The 22,166-nt window shown below is 71.4% G+C and carries 20 protein-coding genes and 1 pseudogene; 7 read left to right on the top strand and 14 right to left on the bottom strand.

All coding sequences use genetic code 11. From position 1 onward, the window contains the following. Positions 1 to 25 precede the first annotated feature (25 nt). From nhaA to F3L20_RS29795, 3 genes are all read right to left on the bottom strand, one after another. Positions 26 to 1,927 (bottom strand): Na+/H+ antiporter NhaA, encoded by a 1,902-nt coding sequence (gene nhaA / locus F3L20_RS29805; RefSeq protein ID WP_206338834.1) that lies wholly within the window; start codon positions 1,925 to 1,927, stop codon positions 26 to 28. Between the two features lie 171 nt (positions 1,928 to 2,098). Beyond that, a complete protein-coding gene (locus F3L20_RS29800; RefSeq protein ID WP_150156917.1) occupies positions 2,099 to 4,498 on the bottom strand; it encodes a cation-translocating P-type ATPase in 2,400 nt (799 codons plus the stop codon). Between the two features lie 142 nt (positions 4,499 to 4,640). Further along, the gene (locus F3L20_RS29795; RefSeq protein WP_150156916.1) at positions 4,641 to 4,934 is read right to left on the bottom strand and encodes a DUF2530 domain-containing protein; all 294 of its coding nucleotides are present in this window, start codon (positions 4,932 to 4,934) and stop codon (positions 4,641 to 4,643) included. Between the two features lie 244 nt (positions 4,935 to 5,178). Between F3L20_RS29795 and F3L20_RS29790 the strand changes: the two genes are divergently transcribed. Next, complete coding sequence (locus F3L20_RS29790) at positions 5,179 to 6,630, top strand: NCS2 family permease (protein ID WP_150157545.1); 1,452 nt, start codon at positions 5,179 to 5,181, stop codon at positions 6,628 to 6,630. A 56-nt stretch (positions 6,631 to 6,686) separates the two neighbouring features. Here F3L20_RS29790 and F3L20_RS29785 read toward each other — a convergent pair. Beyond that, positions 6,687 to 6,860: pseudogene (locus F3L20_RS29785) on the bottom strand (ribbon-helix-helix protein, CopG family); the annotation flags it as partial. A gap of 247 nt (positions 6,861 to 7,107) precedes the next feature. On the opposite strand from F3L20_RS29785, the gene F3L20_RS29780 reads away from it, so the two are divergent. Further along, a complete protein-coding gene (locus F3L20_RS29780; protein WP_019524522.1) occupies positions 7,108 to 7,545 on the top strand; it encodes a MarR family winged helix-turn-helix transcriptional regulator in 438 nt (145 codons plus the stop codon). A 27-nt stretch (positions 7,546 to 7,572) separates the two neighbouring features. Continuing rightward, positions 7,573 to 8,934 (top strand): MFS transporter, encoded by a 1,362-nt coding sequence (locus tag F3L20_RS29775; RefSeq protein WP_150156915.1) that lies wholly within the window; start codon positions 7,573 to 7,575, stop codon positions 8,932 to 8,934. Positions 8,935 to 8,997: 63 nt separating this feature from the next. Here F3L20_RS29775 and F3L20_RS29770 read toward each other — a convergent pair whose 3' ends face one another. Continuing rightward, positions 8,998 to 9,585, bottom strand: a complete 588-nt coding sequence (locus F3L20_RS29770; RefSeq protein WP_150156914.1) for a Uma2 family endonuclease — start codon at positions 9,583 to 9,585, stop codon at positions 8,998 to 9,000. A 91-nt stretch (positions 9,586 to 9,676) separates the two neighbouring features. Between F3L20_RS29770 and thpR the strand changes: the two genes are divergently transcribed. Further along, positions 9,677 to 10,249, top strand: coding sequence for an RNA 2',3'-cyclic phosphodiesterase (thpR, locus tag F3L20_RS29765; protein WP_150156913.1), 573 nt, complete (start codon positions 9,677 to 9,679; stop codon positions 10,247 to 10,249). Between the two features lie 129 nt (positions 10,250 to 10,378). Here the strand turns inward: thpR and F3L20_RS29760 are convergent, their stop codons facing one another. Both F3L20_RS29760 and F3L20_RS29755 read right to left on the bottom strand, forming a co-directional pair. Continuing rightward, complete coding sequence (locus tag F3L20_RS29760) at positions 10,379 to 11,371, bottom strand: aldo/keto reductase (RefSeq protein WP_150156912.1); 993 nt, start codon at positions 11,369 to 11,371, stop codon at positions 10,379 to 10,381. A gap of 76 nt (positions 11,372 to 11,447) precedes the next feature. Further along, the gene (locus F3L20_RS29755) at positions 11,448 to 12,125 is read right to left on the bottom strand and encodes an SGNH/GDSL hydrolase family protein (protein ID WP_150157544.1); all 678 of its coding nucleotides are present in this window, start codon (positions 12,123 to 12,125) and stop codon (positions 11,448 to 11,450) included. 88 nt (positions 12,126 to 12,213) lie between these two features. On the opposite strand from F3L20_RS29755, the gene F3L20_RS29750 reads away from it, so the two are divergent. Beyond that, entirely contained in the window at positions 12,214 to 13,206 is a 993-nt protein-coding gene (locus F3L20_RS29750) for a WD40 repeat domain-containing protein (RefSeq protein WP_150156911.1), read from the top strand. Between the two features lie 9 nt (positions 13,207 to 13,215). On the opposite strand, the gene F3L20_RS29745 is transcribed toward F3L20_RS29750, so the two are convergent. Continuing rightward, on the bottom strand, positions 13,216 to 13,992 hold the full coding sequence (locus F3L20_RS29745) for a TetR/AcrR family transcriptional regulator (RefSeq protein ID WP_150156910.1): 777 nt from the start codon (positions 13,990 to 13,992) through the stop codon (positions 13,216 to 13,218). Positions 13,993 to 14,078: 86 nt separating this feature from the next. Between F3L20_RS29745 and F3L20_RS29740 the strand changes: the two genes are divergently transcribed. Then, entirely contained in the window at positions 14,079 to 15,053 is a 975-nt protein-coding gene (locus F3L20_RS29740; RefSeq protein ID WP_150156909.1) for an ATP-binding cassette domain-containing protein, read from the top strand. Further along, positions 15,050 to 15,871, top strand: coding sequence for an ABC transporter permease (locus F3L20_RS29735; RefSeq protein ID WP_150156908.1), 822 nt, complete (start codon positions 15,050 to 15,052; stop codon positions 15,869 to 15,871). Before F3L20_RS29740 ends, F3L20_RS29735 begins: the two co-directional genes overlap by 4 nt. Positions 15,872 to 15,936: 65 nt before the next feature. Here F3L20_RS29735 and serC read toward each other — a convergent pair whose 3' ends face one another. The 6 genes from serC to F3L20_RS29705 form a co-directional block, all read right to left on the bottom strand. After that, entirely contained in the window at positions 15,937 to 17,055 is a 1,119-nt protein-coding gene (gene serC / locus F3L20_RS29730; protein WP_150156907.1) for a phosphoserine transaminase, read from the bottom strand. A gap of 156 nt (positions 17,056 to 17,211) precedes the next feature. Beyond that, positions 17,212 to 18,462: a cytochrome P450 family protein gene (locus F3L20_RS29725; RefSeq protein WP_150156906.1), complete on the bottom strand. Its 1,251-nt coding sequence runs from the start codon at positions 18,460 to 18,462 to the stop codon at positions 17,212 to 17,214. Continuing rightward, positions 18,459 to 19,694 (bottom strand): cytochrome P450, encoded by a 1,236-nt coding sequence (locus F3L20_RS29720; RefSeq protein ID WP_150156905.1) that lies wholly within the window; start codon positions 19,692 to 19,694, stop codon positions 18,459 to 18,461. The genes F3L20_RS29725 and F3L20_RS29720 overlap by 4 nt, the downstream gene beginning before the upstream one ends. Then, positions 19,691 to 20,326 (bottom strand): GTP-binding protein, encoded by a 636-nt coding sequence (locus tag F3L20_RS29715; protein WP_024884218.1) that lies wholly within the window; start codon positions 20,324 to 20,326, stop codon positions 19,691 to 19,693. The genes F3L20_RS29720 and F3L20_RS29715 overlap by 4 nt, the downstream gene beginning before the upstream one ends. Continuing rightward, positions 20,307 to 20,654, bottom strand: a complete 348-nt coding sequence (locus F3L20_RS29710) for a DUF742 domain-containing protein (RefSeq protein WP_048460105.1) — start codon at positions 20,652 to 20,654, stop codon at positions 20,307 to 20,309. Before F3L20_RS29710 ends, F3L20_RS29715 begins: the two co-directional genes overlap by 20 nt. Next, positions 20,651 to 21,058, bottom strand: coding sequence for a roadblock/LC7 domain-containing protein (locus F3L20_RS29705; RefSeq protein WP_024884220.1), 408 nt, complete (start codon positions 21,056 to 21,058; stop codon positions 20,651 to 20,653). Before F3L20_RS29705 ends, F3L20_RS29710 begins: the two co-directional genes overlap by 4 nt. Between the last annotated feature and the right edge of the window lie 1,108 nt (positions 21,059 to 22,166).

Raw genomic sequence — 22,166 nt, 5'->3', positions numbered from 1 at the left:
CGAACGCCGGAGGGGCTGATGTCCCTCACGGTTCCGTCGGGGTGGCGCCCGAGCCCTCCGACTCAAGCTGTTCCAGCTCCCGCGCCAGGCTCTCGGCGTCGTACGGGCCCGTGTGGCGGCGGTTGCCGATGAAGAACGTGGGGGCGCCCTGGACGCCGCTGGCCTCGGCGCTGGCGGCGTCCCGGCGCACCCGCTCGGCCGCCCAGTCGGACTCGAGGTCCTTCAGGAACCTCTCCATGTCGAGTCCGAGGTCGATGGCGTAGACGACGGTGTCCTCGTACTCCAGCTCGTCCTGGTGCTTGTAGAGCAGGTCGTGCATGTCCCAGAAGTGGCCCTGCGCGTCCGCGGCGACGGCCGCCCGCGCGGCCAGCTCGGCGTGCGGGTGCACGTCGGGCAGGGGCAGGTGCCGGAACACGTACCGGAACCGGTCGCCGAAGCGGTTCCGCAGTTCCTTGGTGACGCCGGTGGCGCGGGCGCAGAAGGGGCACTCGAAGTCGCCGTACTCCACGAGCGTCAGGGGCGCGTCGACGGGGCCGAGGATGTGGTCCGTCTCGGGGTCGACCAGGCGGTCCAGGTAGCGGGGCAGGTCCGCGTCCGTCTGCCCGCCGAGGACGGTGGAGAGCCGGAACACCAGCCCGCCAACCAGCGTGGCGATCAGCGCCGCGAGCAGCACGCCGACGGTCGCCCGGGCCAGGAGCTCCGCGTCGTCCTCGAAGGCGAGCCCGGCGATCAGCAGGGACACGGTGAACCCGATGCCGGACAGGGCCGCGCCGCCCAGCACGTGGCCCTCTCCTACCCCTCCGGGCAGCCGGCCGAGCCCGAACCGGGTGCCGAGCCGGGCGCCGCCCCAGATGCCGATGAGCTTGCCGGCGACGAGCCCCAGCACCACGGCCCAGGTGAGGGCGGAGCCGAGCGCGTCGGTGAGGACCCCGTCGCGCAGGTCGACGCCGGCGTTGGCCAGCGCGAACACCGGGACGACGACGTAGCTCGACCAGGGGTGGAGGTACATCTGCAGCCGCTCGTTGACCGAGACGGCCTTCTGGAGCCCCTTGCGTGCCGTCTTGCCCACGTCGGCGCGGGGTGACTGGCGGAACGCGCGGAACAGCCGCACCGCCTGGGCCACACCCTCGCGGGACGGTTCGCGGGCGGGGATGAGGAGACCGCCGAGCATGCCGGCGATGGAGGCGTGCAGACCGGCCTGCAGCGTGGCCCACCACATCACCAGCACGATCAGCACGTACGGGACGGCCCGCCAGACGTCGAAGCGGGACAGCGACGACAGGATCGCGCCGAGCACCAGGGCGGCTACCAGCTCCGGCACCTGGATGCTGCCGGAGTAGACGACTCCGATGACGGTGACGGCGACGATGTCGTCGATGACCGTGATGGCCAGCAGGAAGATCCGCAGTTGGGTGACGAAGCGGGGGCCCACCACGGCGAGCGCGCCCAGCAGGAACGCCGTGTCGGTGCCGATGACGATGCCCCAGCCGTTCGCGGCGTCCGTGCCGGGCGCGATCAGCAGGTAGAGGGCGACGGGCACGAGCATGCCGCCGACGCCTGCGAGTCCCGGGATCATGATCCGGCGGCGGTCGTTCAGCGAGCCGACGGACAGCTCGTAGCGGACCTCCAGGCCGATGACGAAGAAGAACAGCGCCATCAGCCCGTCGTTGACCCAGTGCGCCAGGTCCATCGACAGATCCGCGTTGCCGATCGCAACGGACGCCTCCGTGTGCCACAGCGAGAAGTACGACTCCGACCAGGGCGAGTTCGCCCACACGAGGGCCACCGCCACGGCGAACAGCATCAGCCCGGAACTGCCCGCCTCGGTCGCCAGGAAGTTGCGCACCGGCGCGGCCAGCTGGGCCGCGAGCTCACCCCTGCTCGACCGGGACTGGGACTCCTCGGACTTCTTCCCGGGCAGCTTCATGAGGTCTTCCGTCTCCGATCCCTGCGGCGGCAGCCTCCATCGTCACTCACATACCGCGCATACCGCCCGGCCACCGGAGTCGCCCGCCGCTCAAATCTCCGCGCTTCGCCTCACCATTCACACAGGTGGCGTACGCCGTCGAGGGGAGTGGGACGGGTCTGCCGGGGCCGGTCAGACGGGGAAGCGGCGGTCCACCCAGCGCCAGAGGATCTCCAGGACCGCCGACGTGACCGCCGCGATGGCGACCGCCGTCCACGGCATCGTCATGCCGACCAGGCGCAGGGCGAAGAAGTCCTGGAGCCAGGGCACCGCGAGGACCAGCAGGAAGGCCCCGGCCATCGCCGCCACCAGGGCGACGCGCCACCAGGTGTAGGGGCGGGCGATGATCGCCAGTACCCAGATGGAGATCAGGAACAGGGTCAGCGTCGCCGCGCTCGTCTCCGCGCCCAGCGCGCCGGCCCCGCTGTAGTGCTGCCGGGCCAGCAGATACGTCGCGAAGGTGGCCAGCCCGGCCAGCACCCCGCCCGGGATCGCGTACCGCATGACCCGCTTCACGAAGTTCGGCCGCGCCCGCTCCTTGTTGGGGGCGAGGGCCAGGAAGAAGGCGGGGACGCCGATGGTCAGCGTGGACAGCAGGGTCAGATGGCGCGGCAGGAACGGGTACTCCACCTGCGACGCCACCACCAGCACCGCCAGCAGCACCGAGTACACCGTCTTCACCAGGAACAGCGTGGCGACCCGGGTGATGTTGCCGATCACCCGCCGGCCCTCGGCGACCACCGACGGCAGCGTGGCGAAGCTGTTGTTCAGCAGCACGATCTGCGCGACCGCCCGAGTGGCCTCCGAACCGGAGCCCATCGCCACGCCGATGTCCGCGTCCTTCAGCGCCAGCACGTCGTTCACGCCGTCCCCGGTCATCGCGACCGTGTGGCCCTTCGACTGCAGCGCGCCGACCATGTTCCGCTTCTGCTGGGGCGTGACCCGCCCGAACACCGTGCCCTCGTCCAGCGCGTCGGCCATGGCGTCCGGCTCGGCCGGCAGTTTGCGCGCGTCCACCGTCGTACCGGACAGGCCCAGCTTGGCGGCGACCGCCCCGACCGACACCGCGTTGTCGCCGGAGATCACCTTGGCGCGGACGTTCTGCTCGTCGAAGTAGCGCAGGGTGTCGGCGGCGTCCGGGCGCAGCCGCTGCTCCAGCACCACCAGTGCCACCGCCCGCACGCCGTCCACGGCGGCCGGGTCGTCGACCTCCGCGCCGTCGCGGGCGCGGGCGAGCAGCAGCACCCGCAGGCCCTGGCGGTTCATCCGCTCCGTCTCGTCCAGCGCCGGGTCGTCGTGGGGGAGCAGTACGTCCGGCGCCCCGAGCAGCCAGCTGACGGGCCGGCCGTCGCCCTCGTCGAGGGTGGCGCCGCTGTACTTGCGGGCCGAGGAGAAGGGCAGCGTGTCGGTGAGGCGCCAGTCGGTGGTGTCCGGGTACGCCTCGATGACCGCCTGCAGGGAGGCGTTGGGGCGGGGGTCCGCCGAGCCCAGCTCGCCCAGCACCTTGCGTACGTACGTCTCGTCGGCGTCGCCCAGCACCCGCAGCTCGGTGACGTCCATGCCGCCCTCGGTCAGCGTGCCGGTCTTGTCCAGGCACACCGTGTCGACCCGGGCCAGGCCCTCGATCGCCGGCAGCTCCTGCACCAGGCACTGCTTGCGGCCCAGCCGGATCACCCCGATGGCGAAGGCGACCGAGGTGAGCAGCACCAGCCCCTCGGGGACCATCGGCACGATCCCGCCGACCGTGCGGGCGATGGAGTCCTTCAGCTCGTTGTCCTCGACCACCAGCTGGCTGATGACCAGGCCGATCGCGGTCGGCACCATCATCCACGTGACGTACTTGAGGATGATGGAGATGCCGCTGCGCAGCTCGGAGTGGACCAGGGTGAAACGGGATGCCTCCTCGGCCAGCTGCGCCGCGTAGGCCTCGCGGCCCACCCGGGTGGCCTGGAAGGAGCCGCCGCCCGCGACGACGAAGCTGCCGGACATGACCTGGTCCCCGGGCTGCTTCACCACGGGGTCGGCCTCACCGGTGAGCAGCGACTCGTCGATCTCCAGGCCGTCCGCCTCGACGCACACCCCGTCGACGACGGCCTTGTCCCCCGGCCCGATCTCGATCAGGTCGTCCAGCACGATCTGCGAGGTGCCGATCTCGGCGGCCACCCCGTCCCGGCGCACCGTGGGTTTCGCCTCGCCGATCAGCGCGAGGGAGTCCAGCGTCTTCTTCGCCCGCCACTCCTGGATGATCCCGATGCCGGTGTTGGCGAGGATCACGTAACCGAACAGGCTGTCCTGGAAGGGCGCGACGATCAGCATGATCACCCAGAGCACGCCGATGATCGCGTTGAACCGGGTGAAGACGTTCGCGCGGACGATCTCAGTGATCGACCGGCTGCTGCGCACGGGTACGTCGTTGACCTGTCCGCGCGCCACCCGCTCGGCCACTTCCGCCGACGTGAGCCCGGTCACCGGCGACGTGGCCGTGACGGGCTGGACGGCATCGGTACGGTCGCCCGCGTCGAGATGCGTCATGCAATCGACAGTACGTGCGGAGTCTGCGCTTCACCCACCGGAGCGGGGAAGATCCGACCAGGGGAGGACGGCCGTCGTACCGGGGTCGTACCGCAGTGGTGGCGGCCTCAACTCCGGGTGCTACACGGTGAGTTGGCGCGATTCAGTCGGCGTGCGCGCTCGAGGTGTGGCCGGGGCCGGTATCGGCCGCCCCGGTCTGCGCCCGCTTGATCGCGGCGTCGCGCCTGCGGACGTACCAGATGCCGATGAAGCCGAGGCCGCCGCCGGCCAGGCAGGTCCACAGCCACCAGGTGTGCCCGTGGTCGTCGAACCAGCCGTAGAACGGCAGCTGCACCAGGAAGAGGACGAACCAGACGATCGTGCCGCCGGTGATGGTGGCGACCACGGGGCCCTCCAGGGGCTCCGGCGCCTCGTGCTTGGGGGTCCACTTCGCCATGCGGACAGCTTACGAGGGGCGGCGGGTGCCCGGTCGCCCGCAGGGGGCGGGAGAGGCGATGGCAGGAGGGCGGGAGGGGTGATGGCGCGGGAATCACACCCGCCGCCCCGGGTCTACGCGCGGAGATGGCTTCGACGACGTTATATGTTCATACTGAATTCGTTTGCCTCTGACCGCTTTTATTCGTAGAAAACACCAAAGGCCCGGCTCCGGGGGGAGCCCGCCGGTGATGAGGTCTCTGCACATGTCCACGTCGGCCCCCGCCAAGGCGCCCGTCCCCGAGCAGCCGGGGTCCGGAGCCGCGTCCGGCGCCCTCGACCGCTACTTCCGGATCTCCGAGCGCGGCAGCACGCTGTCGCGCGAGGTCCGTGGCGGTTTCGCCACCTTCTTCGCGATGGCCTACATCATCGTGCTGAACCCGATCATCCTGGGCAGCGCGAAGGACGCGTTCGGCAACCAGCTGGACAACGGCCAGCTGGTCACCGCGACCGCCCTGACCGCGGCGTTCACCACGCTGCTCATGGGCGTCATCGGCAACGTCCCGATCGCGCTGGCCGCCGGACTCGGCGTGAACTCGGTGGTCGCCCTCCAGCTCGCGCCCCGCATGTCCTGGCCGGACGCGATGGGCATGGTGGTGCTGGCCGGTTTCGTGGTGATGATCCTGGTCGCCACGGGCCTGCGCGAGCGCGTGATGAACGCCGTGCCCTACGGGCTGCGCAAGGCCATCGCCATCGGTATCGGCCTGTTCATCATGCTGATCGGGCTGGTCGACTCCGGTTTCGTCTCCCGCATCCCGGACGCCGCCCAGACCACCGTCCCGCTCCAGCTCGGCGCGGACGGCCACCTCAACGGCTGGCCGGTCCTCGTCTTCGTGCTCGGCGCGCTGCTCACGCTGGCGCTCATCGTGCGCAAGGTGCCCGGCGCGATCCTCATCTCGATCGTCACGATGACCGTCGTCGCGGTCGTGATCAACGCCGTCGCCGACGTGCCCTCCTGGGGCCTGACCGCGCCCGACTGGCCCGGCAACCCGGTGGCCACCCCCGACTTCGGCCTCATCGGACAGGTCAGCCTGTTCGGCGGATTCTCCGAGGTGGGCGTGCTGACGGGCGTCCTGTTCGTCTTCACCGTGCTGCTGTCGTGCTTCTTCGACGCGATGGGCACGATCATGGGCGTCTCGGACGAGGCCAAACTGACCGACGGCGAGGGCCAGATGCCCGGCATCAACAAGGTGCTGTTCATCGACGGTGTCGCGGTCGCCGCGGGCGGCGCCAGCTCCGCCTCGGCCACCACCGCGTTCGTGGAGTCCACGGCCGGAGTCGGCGAGGGCGCGCGCACCGGCTTCGCCAACGTCGTGACCGGCGGACTGTTCGCCCTGGCGCTGTTCCTCACGCCCGTCGCCACCATGGTCCCGTCCCAGGCGGCCACCCCCGCGCTGCTCGCGGTGGGCTTCCTGATCCTGGCCGGCTCCATCAGGGAGATCGACTGGGCGGACCACACGATCGCCATCCCGGCCTTCGTGACGATGGTGATGATGCCGTTCACCTACTCGATCACCAACGGCATCGGCATGGGCTTCCTCACCTTCGTGGCGCTGCGTCTGGCGGCCGGCCGCGGCCGGGAGGTCCCGAAGGCGATGTACGTGGTGGCGGCGGTCTTCGCCTTCTACTACCTGCTGCCGGCGCTGGGTCTGACCTGATCCACGCCGGGGGAGAACGGGCTCCGCGAAGGGGCCCGGGGTGCGGGCTCAGGTGACCCGTAGAACTTCTCCGTCTCCTCGACGGCGGTACGGAACCGCTGGTCGAAGTCATCGCGCATGAGCGTCCGGACGACATAGTCCTGGACGCTCATGCCGCGTTTGGCGGCATGGTCGCGGAGCCGTTCGAGCAGTTCATGGTCTATCCGCAGGCTGAGCACGTCGGTCCCCATGCCCTGAGCGTCGCCGCACCCCAGGGTGCGGCGCGTGACCTTTCGCGCTTCGATCACTCATATGGGTGATCTCGCCCCCCGGGTGTCTTGATTTTCCCCGGGGTGTCTTGATTTCGGCGGGCACGTTCCTGCGCAAGTCCGGCCGCCGGTGGGCGGACCGGCGGGTGGGACGGGAGTGGCGGGACTCACGGCGGGGGCCGACGTACCCGGTGGTTCTTAGCGAGAGTAATGAGTTACGCTAAAGAACATGCCGGACCTCAGCCATGGCGACGACGCAGCCGCCGTGAACGCCCTTCGCTCCGCCGTGATGCGTCTGTCCCGTCGGCTCAAGCACCAGCGCGTCGACGAGTCGCTCAGCCCCACCGAGATGTCGGTGCTCGGCACCCTGGCCCGCTGCGGCAGTGCCACCCCGGGCGAGCTCGCCCGCAAGGAGCACGTCCAGCCGCCGTCGATGACCCGCATCGTGGCGCTGCTGGAGGCCAAGGGACTCGTCCGGCTGGAGCCGCACCCCGACGACCGCCGCCAGAAGGTCGTCACGCAGACCGAGCGGGCCGAGGCGATGCTCGAGGAGAGCCGTCGCAAGCGGAACGCGTTCCTCGCCACGCTGGTCGAGGAGCTGGACGAGGACGAGTGGGCCACCCTGCGCGCCGCCGCCCCCGTGCTGGAGAAACTGGCGCACATCTGACCCCCGCAGCAACAGGAGGCGAACCTTTTGAGTACGGGATCCGGAGCAGCTTCCGCCCCCGCACCTGACCCCTACGACACGAAGACCGCCCTCGACGCGCCGCGCAGGAACTCGATGTTCTCCTCGCTGAGGATCAGGAACTACCGCCTGTTCTTCCTCGGCCAGGTGGTCTCCAACATCGGCACCTGGATGCAGCGCATCGCCCAGGACTGGCTGGTGCTCAGCCTCACCGGCTCCTCGGCCGCCGTCGGCATCACCACGGCCCTGCAGTTCCTGCCGATGCTGCTGTTCGGCCTGTACGGCGGTGTCCTCGTCGACCGGCTGCGCAAGCGGCCCACCCTGATGGTCACCCAGTCCGCGATGGCCCTCACGTCCCTCGCGCTCGCCGTCCTCACCCTGACCGGCATGGTCGAGGTCTGGCACATCTACGTCGCCGCCCTCGCCCTCGGTTTCGCGACCGTCGTCGACAACCCGGCCCGCCAGTCCTTCGTGTCCGAGCTGGTCGGCCCCGGCCAGCTGCAGAACGCGGTCAGCCTGAACTCCGCGAACTTCCAGTCCGCCCGGCTGGTCGGCCCCGCCGTCGCGGGCCTGCTGATCACCGGCGTCGGCACCGGCTGGGCGTTCCTGCTGAACGGCCTGTCCTTCGTCGCGCCGCTGACCGGCCTGATGCTGATGCGCACCCGTGAGCTGCACCCCGTGGAGCGCGCGCCGCGCGGCAAGGGACAGCTCCGCGAGGGCCTGCGCTACGTGGCCGGACGGCCCGACCTGGTCTGGCCGATCGTGCTGGTCGGCTTCATGGGCACCTTCGCCTTCAACTTCCCCGTCTACCTGTCGGCCTTCGCCGACGACGTGTTCCACGGGGGCGCGGGCGTCTACAGCATGTTCAACACGCTGATGGCGGTCGGCTCCGTCTCCGGAGCCCTGCTCGCCGCCCGGCGCGGCACGGCCCGGCTACGGCTGCTGATCATGGCCGCGCTGGCCTTCGGCGCGCTGGAGATCCTCGCCGCGGCGTCGCCGGAGCTGTGGATGTTCGCGCTGATCATGGTGCCGCTGGGGCTGGTCTCGATGACGGTCAACGTCACCACCAACACCAGCCTGCAGATGTCCACCGATCCGTCGGTGCGCGGCCGGGTCATGGCCCTCTACATGATGGTCTTCCTCGGCGGCGCCCCCGTCGGCGCCCCGATCGTCGGCTGGGTCACCGACACCTACGGTGCCCGCGTCGGCTTCGCGGCCGGCGGCGCCATCGCGATGACCGCGGCGGCCGTCATCGGCCTGATCCTGGCCCGGGCCGGCGGCCTGCGCCTGTCCTTCGGCTGGAACCACGGCCACCCGCGCGTCCGCTTCGTCCCCCGCGACCACACCAAGGCCCTGGCCCCGGCGGCGTGAGCCGCCGGGCCGGGCCGCCCGGCCCGGCGGCGTGAGCCGCCGGGCCGGGCCGCCCGGCCGCCGTCAGCCGCGTGGAAAGTCGTCGGTCTTGAGGACGAGACCGACGCCCGTCCTGGTCAGGTCGATCTCGATGCCGAAGCCGAAGCACGCACTGCCGTGGTACTTCCCGTCCGTCGGCAGCGTGTGCAGGTGCCACTCACCGCTGTACGGATCGACGATCAAGTAGACCGGCACACCGGCGGCGGCGTAGGCATCCTTCTTCGGCCCGTAGTCGTTGTCCGCGGTCTTCTGCGAGATCACCTCGGCGACGAAGACGACATCCTCGCAACGCCACCGCCCCTTGCCGTCCTGGGTCGCTCCCTCGGCCAGCAGGGTCACGTCGGAGGCGAAGCCGTTGAGGTGACCCGGGTAGTCGATGCGGACGTCGGACTTGAGGCGCTTGCGCGGGTACTTCGCACGCAGTTGATCGTAGATGTCCGCAATGATGTCCCAGTGAGTGTCCCGCTGCGGCGTCATGAAGATGTGCCCCCCGACGATCTCTGCCTTGTAACCCTCGGGGATGGGCATCTTCTCCAGCCACTCGAACATCATGTCGAGCGTGAGTTCGTCGCCGCTCTCGGCCATCTCGATCCTGTCTTCGAGGACGGTCATCGTGGCGCTCCTCCCCGGCCGACGCTCGATGCGTACAGCCGCGCAGTACAACGATACGCACGGTGACCAGGGCACGCGGGACACTGGAGACATGAGACTCTTCGCCGCCGTGTTGCCGCCCGCGGGTGTGGTCCGGGAGCTCGCCGTCGCGGTGGACGGGCTGCGGGAGCTGGACGGGGCCGGCGCCCTGCGGTGGACCGAGCAGGCCGGGTGGCACTTCACGCTCGCGTTCTACGGCGAGGTGGACGAGGAGACCGTGCCGGAACTCACCGCGCGGCTGGGACGGGCCGCGTACCGCACCGAGCCGTTCCGGCTCGCGCTGGCGGGCGGCGGCCAGTTCGGCCGGGGACGGGCGCTGTGGACCGGCGCGGCGGGCGACCTGCGGACGATGCGACTGCTGGCCGAGCGGTCCGAGGCGGCCGGGCGCAAGGCGGGCGTGGCGATGGACGAGCACCGGCACTACACGGCCCACCTGACCGTGGCCCGCAGCCGGGACGCCGTGGACGTACGGCCGTACCTCACGGCGCTGGAGGAGTTCCGCAGCCGCAGCTGGACCGTGGAGGAGCTGGTGCTGGTGCGCAGCCACCTGCCCAGGTCGGGTGTTCCGGGCGAACAGCCCCGCTACGAGGCGGTCGCCCGACAGGCACTCGGCGCGGCCGGTTAGGCTCGACGGCGTGGACCCGAAGACCCGGAACCGGATCATGGCCGGTGCGCTCGTGATGATGTTCGTCGTGGTGGCTCTGGCGGCGGCGCTCGGAAGGTAGCGCCGCCGCCCGTCACCGCGCGCCCGCCGCTACCAGGCGAAGGCCTCCGGGGACGGCCCCGGACCCGGGAAGATCTCGTCCAGCGAGGCCAGCAGCTCCTCGCTCAGCTCCAGCTCCACCGCGCGCAGCGCCGAGTCGAGCTGCTCCCGCGTCCGGGGGCCGACGATCGGACCGGTCACCCCGGGGCGGGTGAGCAGCCAGGCCAGCGCCGCCTCGCCCGGCTCGACCCCGTGCTTCTCCAGCAGGTCCTCGTACGCCTGGATCTGCTTGCGGGCGACGGGGTCGGCCAGGGTGTCCGCGGCCCGTCCGGAGGCGCGGCGGCCGCCCTGGGCCTCCTTCTTGATGACCCCGCCCAGCAGACCGCCGTGCAGCGGCGACCAGGGGATGACCCCCAGCCCGTAGTCCTGCGCGGCCGGGACGACCTCCATCTCGGCGCGCCGCTCGGCGAGGTTGTACAGGCACTGCTCGCTGACCAGGCCGATGGTCCCGCCACGCCGGGCGGCGATCTCGTTGGCCTGCGCGATCTTGTAGCCGGGGAAGTTGGACGACCCGACGTAGAGGATCTTGCCCTGCTGGATCAGGACGTCGATCGCCTGCCAGATCTCCTCGAAGGGCGTCGACCGGTCGACGTGGTGGAACTGGTACAGGTCGATGTAGTCGGTCCCCAGCCGCTTCAGCGAGGCGTCGACCGCCCGCCGGATGTTCACCGCGGACAGCTTGTCGTGGTTGGGCCACGCTTCGCCGTCGGCGCCCATGTTGCCGTACACCTTGGTCGCGAGGACGACCTTGTCGCGGCGGCCCTCGCCCTTGGCGAACCAGCTGCCGATGATGCTTTCGGTACGGCCCTTGTTCTCGCCCCAGCCGTAGACGTTGGCGGTGTCGAAGAAGTTGATGCCGGCGTCGAGGGCCGCGTCCATGATGGCGTGGCTGTCGGGTTCGTCGGTCTGCGGACCGAAGTTCATCGTCCCGAGGACGAGCCGGCTGACCTTGAGTCCTGTGCGTCCGAGCTGCGTGTACCTCATGGGTGTCAAGCCAACGTCTTGGAGTGCGCTCCATGCAAGCGCTTCACGCGTCAGGACGGCTCGTCAGGACGGCTCGTCAGGACGGCTTGTACGGGCCGCCCAGGCCCCACTCCTGCCACATCGCCTCGGCGAACGCCCCCGCGATCTTGTGCTCGCCGCTCTCGTTGGGGTGCGTGCCGTCGTAGGTGTCCGTGTGGAAGTCGTACGTCGCCGGGGGCGGGACGAGCAGGATCGGCGAGCCCGGCTCGTCCAGCTCGGCGGCCGTCTCCGCCAGCAGGGCGTTGAACCGCGCGACCTGCCCGGCGAACGTCTCGTCGGCCTCCACCCGGATGTTGCGGACCACCGGCATCACCGCCATGCGCACCCGTGGACGGGCCCCGCGCGCCCCGGCGACGAACGCGCGCACGTTGTCCGCGGTCTGCTCGGCGTTGGTGTAGAAGCCCAGGTCGATCAGGCCCAGCGACACCAGCAGCACGTCCGCCCGGCAGGAGCGCACGGCGTCACCGATCAGCGGGGCCATGTGGCACCAGCCCTCGCCCCAGCCGGCCAGGTGGGCCCGGGGGAACTCCGGGTCGGCGTACGCGTACGAGGTGGGGGCGTCCGCCGTCGGGTCGTGCAGCGTCTCGCGCGGGCCGACCAGCGTGAAGGGCTCGCCGTACGCGGTGCACAGGTGCTGCCACAGCCGGTAGCGCCAGGTGTGTTCACCCGCGCTCCCGATCGTCATCGAGTCACCTACGGGCATGAACCTGAGCACCCGGTCATCATGGTGGATCAGCGCGTCGGCCGCGATGTGAGCCGGGACACCCGCACGGGCGGGGCCCGGCTGATGGCAGTCTTGGCTCATGCGCCGACCCTTCGCCCTGCTCGCCGCGACCCTCCTGACGGCCGCGCTCGCCGTGCCCGCCTCCGCCGCCGACACCGACGACGGGAACGAGGGGTTCACCATCAACGACCCGCGCATCACCGAGTCCAGCGGACTCGCCGCCTCCCGCCTGCACCCCGGCGTCTACTGGACCCACAACGACAGCGACGACGGCCCTTACCTGTACGCCGTCGACAGCAGGACCGGTGACACCGTCGCCCGCCTCACCCTGACCGGCATCGGTACGCCCCGGGACGTCGAGGCGATCTCCGTCGGCCCCGGCAACCGCCTCTTCGTCGGTGACATCGGCGACAACCTCGGCGGCACCTGGCCGTACGTGTGGATCTACGAACTCCCCGAGCCCGAGAAGCTCCAGGACGCCACCGTGCAGGCCACCCAGTACGTCGTGAAGTACTCCGACGGGCCCCGGGACGCCGAGGCGATGGTCGTGCACCCGAAGACCGGCCGGGTGTACATCGTCGACAAGCACGAGGACGGCGGACATCTCTACGAGGGTCCCGCGAAGCTCTCGCCGTCCGGCGACAACGTGTTCAGGCCCGTCGCCCCGGTCGACCTCTGGACGACCGACGCCGCGCTCTCCCCGGACGGCCGGGACCTCGCCGTGCGCGGCTACTTCGGCGGCATCCACTACGCCTGGAACGGCGGCAAGCTGGAGCGCAAGGGGCGGCTGAGCGTGCCGCTCCAGGGGCAGGGCGAGTCGGTTACCTTCTCGGCCGACGGCACGCGGCTGCTGTTCGGCAGCGAGGGCGAGCAGAGCGGGGTGGTGAGCCGTCCGGCTCCCGGCGCGGACGAGGACGGGCCCGGCGGCGGATCCGGCCGACGCGCGGACGGCGACGGCGGCGCCTCCGGCGACGACGGGAGCGGTGACTCCGTGAAGGTCGGGGGAGCCGTGGCGGTCGCGCTCGTCGTGGCGGCGTTCTTCGGGCTCAGCCGACGCCGGCGCAAGGGCTGAACCGGGCCGTCAGCGCCGCGGTCCGGCCGCGCGCCGGGCGACGTGCACCTCCAGGCCGTCCAGGATGCGCTGGAGCCCGAACTCGAAGTGGTCGAAGCCGGAGGCGAAGGTGTCCTCCGAGAGCGCGGCCATGACGGGATAGCGGCCGCTGTTCATCGCCTTCTCCAGGGCGGGCCGCTGGGCCTCCCAGAACTCCGCGTCCGTCAGCCCGGAGCTGTGTTCGGCCTGCTCCTGGTACAGCTGCGTCCGGGCCGCCCCGACCACGTACCCGTCGATCATGACGATCACCGACAGCAGCTCGGGGTCGGACAGGCCCATCGGCTTGATCCGGGAGAACACCTTCTCCATGCCGTCCAGGGCGCTCGGGCCGAGGATCGGGCGGGACTGGTTGACCTCCAGCAGCCAGGGATGGCGCCGGTAGAGGGCGAGCGTGGCCCGGCCCAGCGCCTCCAGGGCGGACCGCCAGCCGCCGTCGCCGAGGTCCGCGGGGTTCTCCGACGGGCGCTGCACGCGGTCCAGCATCAGGTCGAGCAGTTCGGCCTTGCCGGGCACGTAGCGGTACAGGGACATCGTGCCGGTGCCCAGCTCCGTGGCGATCCTGCGCATCGACAGGGCGCCGATGCCGTCCCGGTCGGCGACCTCGATCGCCGCCTCCACGATCCGCTCCAGGGTCAGCCCCGGCTTCGGACCCCGGCTGGGCCGCTGCCCGGTGCCCCAGAGCAGGTCGAGGGTGCGCGCGATGTCGCCGCTGCCGCTGGTCTCCGTACCGCTTCCGCCGCTGCTCATGCGGGCAGTGTAGATCCGCGCCCGAAAACTGGGTACGACGTACGCGTAATCGGGTACGGTGTACCCGGTTTCTGGAAGGGGGACCCATGAAGGACGACGGGTACGCGGTGCGGGCCGAAGGGCTGGAGAAGCGGTACGGCGAGAAGCGCGCCCTGCACGGCTTCGACCTCACCGTGCGGGCGGGCACGGTGCACGGACTGCTGGGACCGAACGGCGCGGGCAAGACCACCGCCGTGCGGATCCTGTCGACGCTGATCCGGCTCGACGGCGGGCGGGCGACCGTGGCCGGGCTGGACGTGGCGCGGCAGGCCCGGGAGGTGCGGGCGCGGATCGGTCTCACCGGGCAGTACGCGGCGGTGGACGAGGTGCTCACCGGGCGGCAGAACCTGGAGATGTTCGGCAGGCTGTTCCACCTCGGCGGGCGGCGCGCCAGGGCGCGGGCGGCGGAGCTGCTGGAGCGGTTCGACCTGACCGACGCCGCCGACAAGGGCGTCGGCGACTACAGCGGTGGCATGCGGCGCCGGCTGGACCTGGCGGCGTCGATGATCCTGACGCCGGCCGTGCTGTTCCTGGACGAGCCGACGACGGGGCTCGACCCGCGCAGCCGGGGCGAAGTCTGGGACTCCGTACGGGCATTGGTGGCGGGCGGCACGACCGTGCTGCTGACCACGCAGTATCTGGAGGAGGCCGACCGGCTGGCCTCCCGGATCACCGTCATCGACCGGGGCCGGTCCATCGCCGACGACACCCCGGACGGGCTGAAGAACCGCGTCGGCGGCGACCGTGTCGAGGTCGTCGTGGCCGAACGGTCCGACATTCCGCGGGTGGTGAAGGTGGTCGCCCGGGTCACCGACGGTGAACCCGAGTCGGACGAGACCGAGTTGCGGGTGCACGCCCCCGTGACCGACCGGGTGGGCGCGCTGACGGACGTCGCCCGCACCCTCCAGGACGAGGGCGTCCGGGTCGAGGACATCGGGCTGCGCAGGCCCAGCCTCGACGACGTCTTCCTGCGCCTGACCGGACACCGCACGGAGACGACGCAGAAGGAGGCGGCCGTATGAGCGCGCTCGACCTGACCGGACCGGCCGGACACGGCCGCATCTACTGGGCGCTCGCGGACTGCTGGAACGTCGTCCGCCGTGGCCTCACCCACTACCGGCGCCAGCCGGTCAACATCGCCTGGCAGCTCGGCTTTCCGATCCTCTCCGTGCTGCTGTACGGCTATGTCTTCGGCAGTGCGATGCGGGTGCCGGGCGGCGGGGACTACCAGGACTTCCTGATGCCGGGCATGTTCGTGATGACCATGGCCTTCGGCTTCATCAACACGGCGACGGTCGTCGTGTACGACTCCACCAAGGGCGTCATCGACCGCTTCCGCTCGATGCCGATGGCGTCGTCGGCGGTGGTGGCCGGGCGCGGGGTGACCGACCTGATCGTCGCGTGCGCGGAGCTGGCCATCCTGATGCTGACGGCGCTGGTCATGGGCTGGCGCCCGGACGGCGGCTGGGGATTCCTCGCCGCGTTCGGACTGCTGCTGTGGCTGCGGTTCGCGCTGATCTGGCTGGGTGTCTGGCTGGGACTCCTCGTCCCCAATCCGGAGGCGGCGGGCGGCCTCTTCGCGGTGGCCTTCCCCCTGACGATGATCTCCAGCATCTTCGTCGCCCCACAGCTGATGCCCGACTGGCTCGGCCGGGTGGCAGCCTGGAACCCGATCTCCTCCACAGCCGCGGCGACCCGCGAACTCTTCGGCACCCCGGTCGGCGGCGGCGACGCGTGGGTCGAACGGCACGCGCTGCTGATGGCGGGCGTGTGGCCGGTGATCCTGACGGCGGTCTTCCTGCCCCTGGCGGTACGGAGGTTCCGGCGTCTGAGCAGGTGAGACGACGTGACAGGGCGCCCGGGGAGATCCACCGGGCGCCCTGTCCGTGTCGGGGGAGGGTGTGACTACAGCTGGTCGATGACGTAGTCGACGCACTTCGTGAGGGCCTCGACGTCCGCCGGGTCGATCGCCGGGAACATCGCGACGCGGAGCTGGTTGCGGCCCAGCTTGCGGTACGGCTCGGTGTCGACGATGCCGTTGGCGCGCAGCACCTTGGCGACGGCGGCGGCGTCCACCTCGTCGGTGAAGTCGATCGTGCCGATGACGGCCGACCGCTTCGCCGGGTCGGCGACGAACGGGTTCGCGAACTTCACGTCCTCGGCCCAGCCGTACAGGGTGCGCGCGGAGGTCGCGGTGCGGCGGACCGCCCAGTCCAGGCCGCCCTGGCCGTTGATCCACTCCAGCTGCTGGTTCAGCAGGAACAGGGTCGACAGCGCGGGGGTGTTGTACGTCTGGTTCTTGCGGGAGTTGTCGATCGCCGTCGGCAGGGAGAAGAACTCCGGGACGTGCCGGCCGCTCGCGTGGATCCGCTCGGCGCGCTCGATCGCGGCCGGGGAGAACACGCCGATCCACAGACCGCCGTCGGAGGCGAAGGACTTCTGCGGGGCGAAGTAGTAGACGTCCGTCTCGGCGATGTCGACCGGCAGGCCGCCCGCGCCGGAGGTGGCGTCCACCAGGACGAGGGAGCCCTCGTCCGCGCCGGCCACGCGCTTGATCGGCATCGCGACGCCGGTGGAGGTCTCGTTGTGCGTGAAGGCGTACACGTCCACGCCCGCCTCGGCGACCGGCTCCGGGTGCGTGCCCGGGTCGGCGGAGATGACGTCCGGCTCGGCGAGCCACGGGGCCAGCTTGGCGGCCTTGGCGAACTTGGAGCTGAACTCGCCGAAGCTGAGGTGCTGCGACTTGTTCTCGATCAGGCCGTGGGTCGCGATGTCCCAGAACGCGGTCGAGCCGCCGTTGCCGAGGACCACCTCGTACCCGTCGGGGAGCTGGAACAGCTCGCCGATGCCCTCGCGCACCTGGCCGACCAGGTTCTTCACCGGCGCCTGGCGGTGGGAGGTGCCCAGCAGGGACGTACCGGTCGCGGCCAGCGCGTCCAGCGCTTCCGTCCGCACCTTGGAGGGACCCGCACCGAAACGACCGTCGGCGGGCTTGATGTCAGCAGGAATCCGGATCTCAGCCACGACCCGGAGCCTAGCGGCTGGAGGAAACCCGGGCGCAACATCGTCCGTCCGCTGAGACGAGCCGCCGAGACGTGTCACCGAGACGTGTCACCGGGACGTGTCACCGGGACGGGTGGCGGACGGACCGGGGGGAGGTCCGTCCGCCACCCGCGTCACTCACCCGCCGAGCGTCACCGGCAGCTCGTACAGGTCGTTCTGGGTGACCACCGGCTTGTTGCGCAGCTCACCCGCCGGGACCGCCAGGTCCAGCTTCGGGAAGCGGGCGTACAGGGCCGGCAGGGCCACCCCCGCCTCCAGGCGGGACAGCGCGGCCCCGGGGCAGACGTGCGGGCCGTGCCCGAAGGAGATGTGCCGGTGGGGGCTCTCCCGGGTGATGTCGAAGTCACCGGCCGTCGGACCGTGCTCCTGCTCGTCCCGGCCGATCGCCGCGTACGACACGATCAGCGCGTCCCCGGCGGGCAGCACCTTGTCCCCGACGGGGACGTCCTCCGTGGCGAACCGGATCAGCACGTGCGACGTCGGCGTGGACCAGCGCAGCGTCTCCTCGATCACCGCCGACCAGTCGGCCTGCCCGGACAGCACCAGCTCCCGCTGGTCCGGGTGGGTGGAGAGGTTGACCACCGCGTTGACGATGAGGGAGATCGTCGTCTCGTGGCCGGCCGCCACCATCAGCTGGAGCGTGGCGACGATCTCCTCGTCGGTGAGCCGGTCCCCGTCCTCCGACGCCTGGATCAGCGCCGAGGTCAGGTCGTCGCCCGGGTGCTCCCGCTTGTACGCCACCGTGTCGCCCATGATCCCGGCGAGTTCGGTGAGCGTGGCGAGGACCTCCTCCGGCGGGGTCTGCGTGGAGAAGAACTTCTCGAACAGCTCCTTCAGCCGCGGCAGCCGCTCCTCCGCCAGCCCCATCAGGTCGGCGATCACGTACATCGGCAGCGGGTAGGCGAAGACCGCCTTCAGGTCCACGGTGTCGCCGGGCTGCGCGGCCACCTGGTCCAGCAGGGACCCGGTCAGCTCGGTGATCCGCTCCCGCATCCGCTCCACCCGTCTCGGGGTGAGCGCCTGGGCGACCAGCGTGCGCAGCCGCCGGTGGTCGGCACCGTCCACGGTGAGCATGGAGCGGGGCGGGTTGGCCAGCCCGATCAGCGGCCAGTCCGGGGCTATCTCCCCGCGCTGCCAGGCGCCCCAGACGTTGATGTCCTTCACCAGCCGCGGGTCGGTGAGCAGCTTCTTCGCCTCGGCGTGGTGGGTCACCGCCCACACGGGCACGTCACCGGGGAGGGTCACGGCGGCCAGCGGCCCGGCGGCCCGCAGCGCGGCGCTCTCCGCGTCCAGGTCGGAGACGAACGGGTCGAGGGGGATGCGGGTCTGTTCCGTGTCGGTCGCGGTGAGGTCCGTACCAGCCGTCATGCGAGCGAGCCTCCAAGGGCGGGAGTGGGTGTGAAGATGACCGGCAGCTCGGACAGGCCGCGCAGCCAGGGCGACGGGCGGCGGGAGAGGGCACCGGCCGGTACGGCCAGGTCGATGTCCGGCAGCCGGTCCAGGACGACCTCGATGCCGGTCCGGGCGATCACCTCGGCGATCTCCTGCGCCGGGAACGGGCAGCGGTGCTCGCCGTGACCGAAGGAGAAATGCGCGCTGTTGCCGCCGGTGAGCGCCGATCCGTCGGTGCGCACCTGCGGGTCGGAGTTGGCGCCCTGGAGCCCCAGCAGCACCATGTCGCCGGCCCGGATACGGCGCCCGCCGAGCTGCGTGTCGCGCGCCGCCCAGCGCGCCGCCACGTTCTGCGTGGGGGTGTCCTCCCACAGCACCTCGTTCATCGCCTCGGCGATGCTGTTGCGCCCGCCGAACAGCGAGGCGGCGAACCGGCTGTCGGTGAGCATCAGGTGCAGCGAGTTGCCGATCCAGTCGGCGCTCGGCTGGTGCCCGGCCGCCATCATCACCATCAGGTCCTGGACGATCTCCTCGTCCGTGAAGCCCGAGGTGTCGGCGAGCATCCGGGAGGCGACGTCCTGCGCGGGCTCCTTGCGGCGCTCCGCCACCAGCTCCGTCATCGACGTGAACAGGTGGGTCTGGCCCGCGAGCGCCCGCTCCCGCCCGTCGATCATGTCGTTGAGCGCGGTCACCAGCGCGGGACCCTTGTCGTCGGGGAACCCGTAGAGCCGGGCCAGCACGCGCACCGGCAGCAGCATCGCGAACTCGCCGATGATGTCGGCCGACCCGCGCGGGCAGATGGCGTCGATCAGCTCGTCCGCGAACCGCTCGGCGTGGCCGCGCAGTTCGGTCGGGTCGACCGCCTCCAGCGCGTTCACCATCATCGCGGCCCGCTCCCGGTGCCGCTCGCCGACGGTGTAGAGGATGGACGGCTGGCGGCGGCCGATCATCGGCAGCAGCGGCCAGTCGTCGGGGATGTTCTCCCACTGGTTCCACAGCTCGGAGTCGCGGCTGAACAGCACCGGGTCGCCGGTGATCTGGTGCAGCTCGCGGTAACCGAGGACCAGCCAGGCCGGGGCGTCGCCGTCGAGCACCACCGGCACCACGCTGCCGTGCTGCCGGCGCAGCTCGCGGTAGACGCGTGCCGGGTCGTCCTGCAGCAGGGGGCCGCTGAAACGGACGGCGTCGGGGACGGAGGCGGGACTCACACCAGCTCCTGACGGGGGGCTCGGGCCGGATCGGCGTACAGGGCCTGGATGTGCTCCACCAGCGTGATCAGCACGATCTTGCTGGACTCACGGGACCGCGCGTCGCAGTTCACCAGCGGGACGTGCGGGTCCAGGTCCAGGGCCTCGCGGATCGCCTGCGGGGTGAAGGTGGGCCCGCCGAAGTCGTTGCAGGCCACGATGAACGGCGTGCCGTGCCGCTCCAGCCGGTCGATGGCGTACCAGGAGTCGTCGATGCGCCGGGTGTCGACCAGCACCACCGCGCCGAGCGTGCCGGAGAACAGCCGGTCCCACAGGAACCAGAAGCGCTCCTGCCCCGGCGCGCCGAACAGGTACAGCACGTTGCGCTCGTCGAGCGTGATGCGGCCGAAGTCGAAGGCGACGGTGGTCGCGGTCTTGCCGCGCACCCCGCTGACGTCGTCGACGCCCTCCCCGGCCTGCGTCATCGTCTCCTCGGTGTTGAGGGGACGGATCTCGCTGACGGAGCGGACCATCGTCGTCTTGCCGGCGCCGAAGCCGCCCACGACCACGATCTTCAGGCCGTTGTCGGCCGACGCGCCCAGCGGGGTGCGCGTCTCGGACGCCGTGTGCGTCTCAGAGGTTGCGGAGTCCAACGAGCACCTGCTCCAGGATGTCGGGGTCGGGTACGGCGGCTCTTCGGGGGTGCCGGGCGCTGACCCGGCCCGCCGCGAGGAGGTCGGACAGCAGGATCCGGGTGATGCTCACCGGCAGCTTCAGCTCGGCCGCGATCTCCACGACCGCGGTGGGCCGTCCGGTGAGCCGCAGGATCGCCGCGTGCTCGGACTGCATGCCGGGCACCGGGTCGCACTCGGCGACGACCAGGGTCACCAGGTCGAAGGGGTTGTCGGGCCCGGACCGGCTGCGTCCTCCGGTGAGGGTGTACAGCCGGTCGGGGGCGTCGTCCCTGCCGGGCCGGCTCATGAGCTGCGCGGCAGCGCGGTCAGGTGCTCGCCGAGCTGCTCCACCAGTTCGCTCATGTTGTGCCCGATGAGCCCGGCGTCCGCGTCCTCCGTGGTGACGACGGCCAGGTGCGCGCCCTCGCCCGCCTCCACGATGAACAGCACACCGCCGTAGAACTCGGTCATCGCCGACCGCACTCCGCCGGTGCCGTCGCCGAACTCCACGGAGGCCCCGTGGGACAGCGACTGGATGCCGGCCGCGATGGCGGCGAGCTGGTCGGCCTGGTCGGCGGAGAGCTCGGGCGTGCGGCACAGTTTCAGGCCGTCACGGGACAGCACGAGCGCGTGCCGCGCGCCCGGCGTGCGCTCCAGCAGGCCCTCGATGAGCCAGGTGAGCTTCTCGTCCGCGGTGGTCGTGCCGGTCATGAGGTGGTGTCGCCTTCCGAAGTCACGGGGGTGGGTTGCGATACGGGGGTCGGGTCGGGGGTGGGGGCGTCCGAGGCGGTGACGAGGTCACGGGCGGCCGGTGTGCTGCCCGCGTCCGGGTCGGCCGTGTCGTCCGGGGTGGGGGTGCGCACGGCCTGGCGGAAGCTGTTGAAGCGGGCGGTGCGGGCCCGGGTCTCCTCGGCCGTGGGCGCCGGACGGGGCTCCGCGGCACGGCCGGCGGCGCCGCCCCGGCGCTCCGCCTCGGCGAGGGTGCGGCCGCGGCGCCGGCGGGGCAGCACCAGGGGAGGTGCGCCGTCCTCCGGGGACGGGGACTCGTGGGTGGGCACCGGGTCGGTGTCGAGGTCGCCGCCGGAGCGGGCCGCCGCGTAGGAGGGCGCGGGGCGGGTGGGGTCGGACGTGGGGGCCGTCGCGCGCTCCGTCTCCGTGCGGCCGGCGGGGGTGCCGGGAGCGGTGGTGGTGTCGTCGGCGGAGCCGTGACTGGTTTCGGGTTCGGCCGGGGGTACGACGTCGGCCTCGGGGCCGGCGTGGGTTCCGGCGTCGGCCTGGGTACCGGCTTGGGTTCCGGTGACGGCCTGGGGCCCGGTTCCGGCCTTGCTACCGGCCCGGGTCCCTGTCTCGGCTTGGGTTCCGGTGACGGCCTTGGTACCGGCCTGGGTTTCGGTTCCGGCCTTGCTGTCGGCCCGGGTCCCTGTCTCGGCTTGGGTTCCGGTGACGGCCTTGGTACCGGCCTGGGTTTCGGTTCCGGCCTTGCTGTCGGCCCGGGTCCCTGTCTCGGCTTGGGTTCCGGTGACGGCCTCGGTGCCGGTCTGGGTTCCGGTCTTCGCCTCGGGCGCGGTCCGGGACGCGGGCCCGGCGTCGGACGCGGCCTGGGTTCCGGTTCGGGCCCCGGCCCCTGCCTGGGTGCCGGTCTCGACGTCGGATACGGCCTTGGGCGCGGGTCCGGCGTCGGACGCGGCCCGGGTCCCGGCCCCGGTCCCGGTCTCGGGCCCGGCGCCGGTGTCGGGTCCGGCCTTGGTCTCGGGTCCGGCGTCGGTCTCGGTGTCGGCTTCGGGCCTGGGCCGGTCCGTGGGGCCGGTCCGGGACCCGG

Source organism: Streptomyces tendae (assembly GCF_008632955.1).
Classification (GTDB): Bacteria; Actinomycetota; Actinomycetes; order Streptomycetales; family Streptomycetaceae; genus Streptomyces.
This window is presented reverse-complemented; position numbering and strand designations above follow the sequence as displayed.

What these genes read in the sequence shown, in the direction of transcription:
- nhaA (WP_206338834.1), bottom strand. Translation starts at nt 1,927, where the DNA reads ATGAAGCTGCCCGGGAAGAAGTCCGAGGAGTCCCAGTCCCGGTCGAGC.
- F3L20_RS29800 (WP_150156917.1), bottom strand. Translation starts at nt 4,498, where the DNA reads ATGACGCATCTCGACGCGGGCGACCGTACCGATGCCGTCCAGCCCGTC.
- F3L20_RS29795 (WP_150156916.1), bottom strand. Translation starts at nt 4,934, where the DNA reads ATGGCGAAGTGGACCCCCAAGCACGAGGCGCCGGAGCCCCTGGAGGGC.
- F3L20_RS29790 (WP_150157545.1), top strand. Translation starts at nt 5,179, where the DNA reads ATGTCCACGTCGGCCCCCGCCAAGGCGCCCGTCCCCGAGCAGCCGGGG.
- F3L20_RS29780 (WP_019524522.1), top strand. Translation starts at nt 7,108, where the DNA reads ATGCCGGACCTCAGCCATGGCGACGACGCAGCCGCCGTGAACGCCCTT.
- F3L20_RS29770 (WP_150156914.1), bottom strand. Translation starts at nt 9,585, where the DNA reads ATGACCGTCCTCGAAGACAGGATCGAGATGGCCGAGAGCGGCGACGAA.
- thpR (WP_150156913.1), top strand. Translation starts at nt 9,677, where the DNA reads ATGAGACTCTTCGCCGCCGTGTTGCCGCCCGCGGGTGTGGTCCGGGAG.
- F3L20_RS29760 (WP_150156912.1), bottom strand. Translation starts at nt 11,371, where the DNA reads ATGAGGTACACGCAGCTCGGACGCACAGGACTCAAGGTCAGCCGGCTC.
- F3L20_RS29750 (WP_150156911.1), top strand. Translation starts at nt 12,214, where the DNA reads ATGCGCCGACCCTTCGCCCTGCTCGCCGCGACCCTCCTGACGGCCGCG.
- F3L20_RS29745 (WP_150156910.1), bottom strand. Translation starts at nt 13,992, where the DNA reads ATGAGCAGCGGCGGAAGCGGTACGGAGACCAGCGGCAGCGGCGACATC.
- F3L20_RS29740 (WP_150156909.1), top strand. Translation starts at nt 14,079, where the DNA reads ATGAAGGACGACGGGTACGCGGTGCGGGCCGAAGGGCTGGAGAAGCGG.
- F3L20_RS29735 (WP_150156908.1), top strand. Translation starts at nt 15,050, where the DNA reads ATGAGCGCGCTCGACCTGACCGGACCGGCCGGACACGGCCGCATCTAC.
- F3L20_RS29725 (WP_150156906.1), bottom strand. Translation starts at nt 18,462, where the DNA reads ATGACGGCTGGTACGGACCTCACCGCGACCGACACGGAACAGACCCGC.
- F3L20_RS29710 (WP_048460105.1), bottom strand. Translation starts at nt 20,654, where the DNA reads ATGAGCCGGCCCGGCAGGGACGACGCCCCCGACCGGCTGTACACCCTC.
- F3L20_RS29705 (WP_024884220.1), bottom strand. Translation starts at nt 21,058, where the DNA reads ATGACCGGCACGACCACCGCGGACGAGAAGCTCACCTGGCTCATCGAG.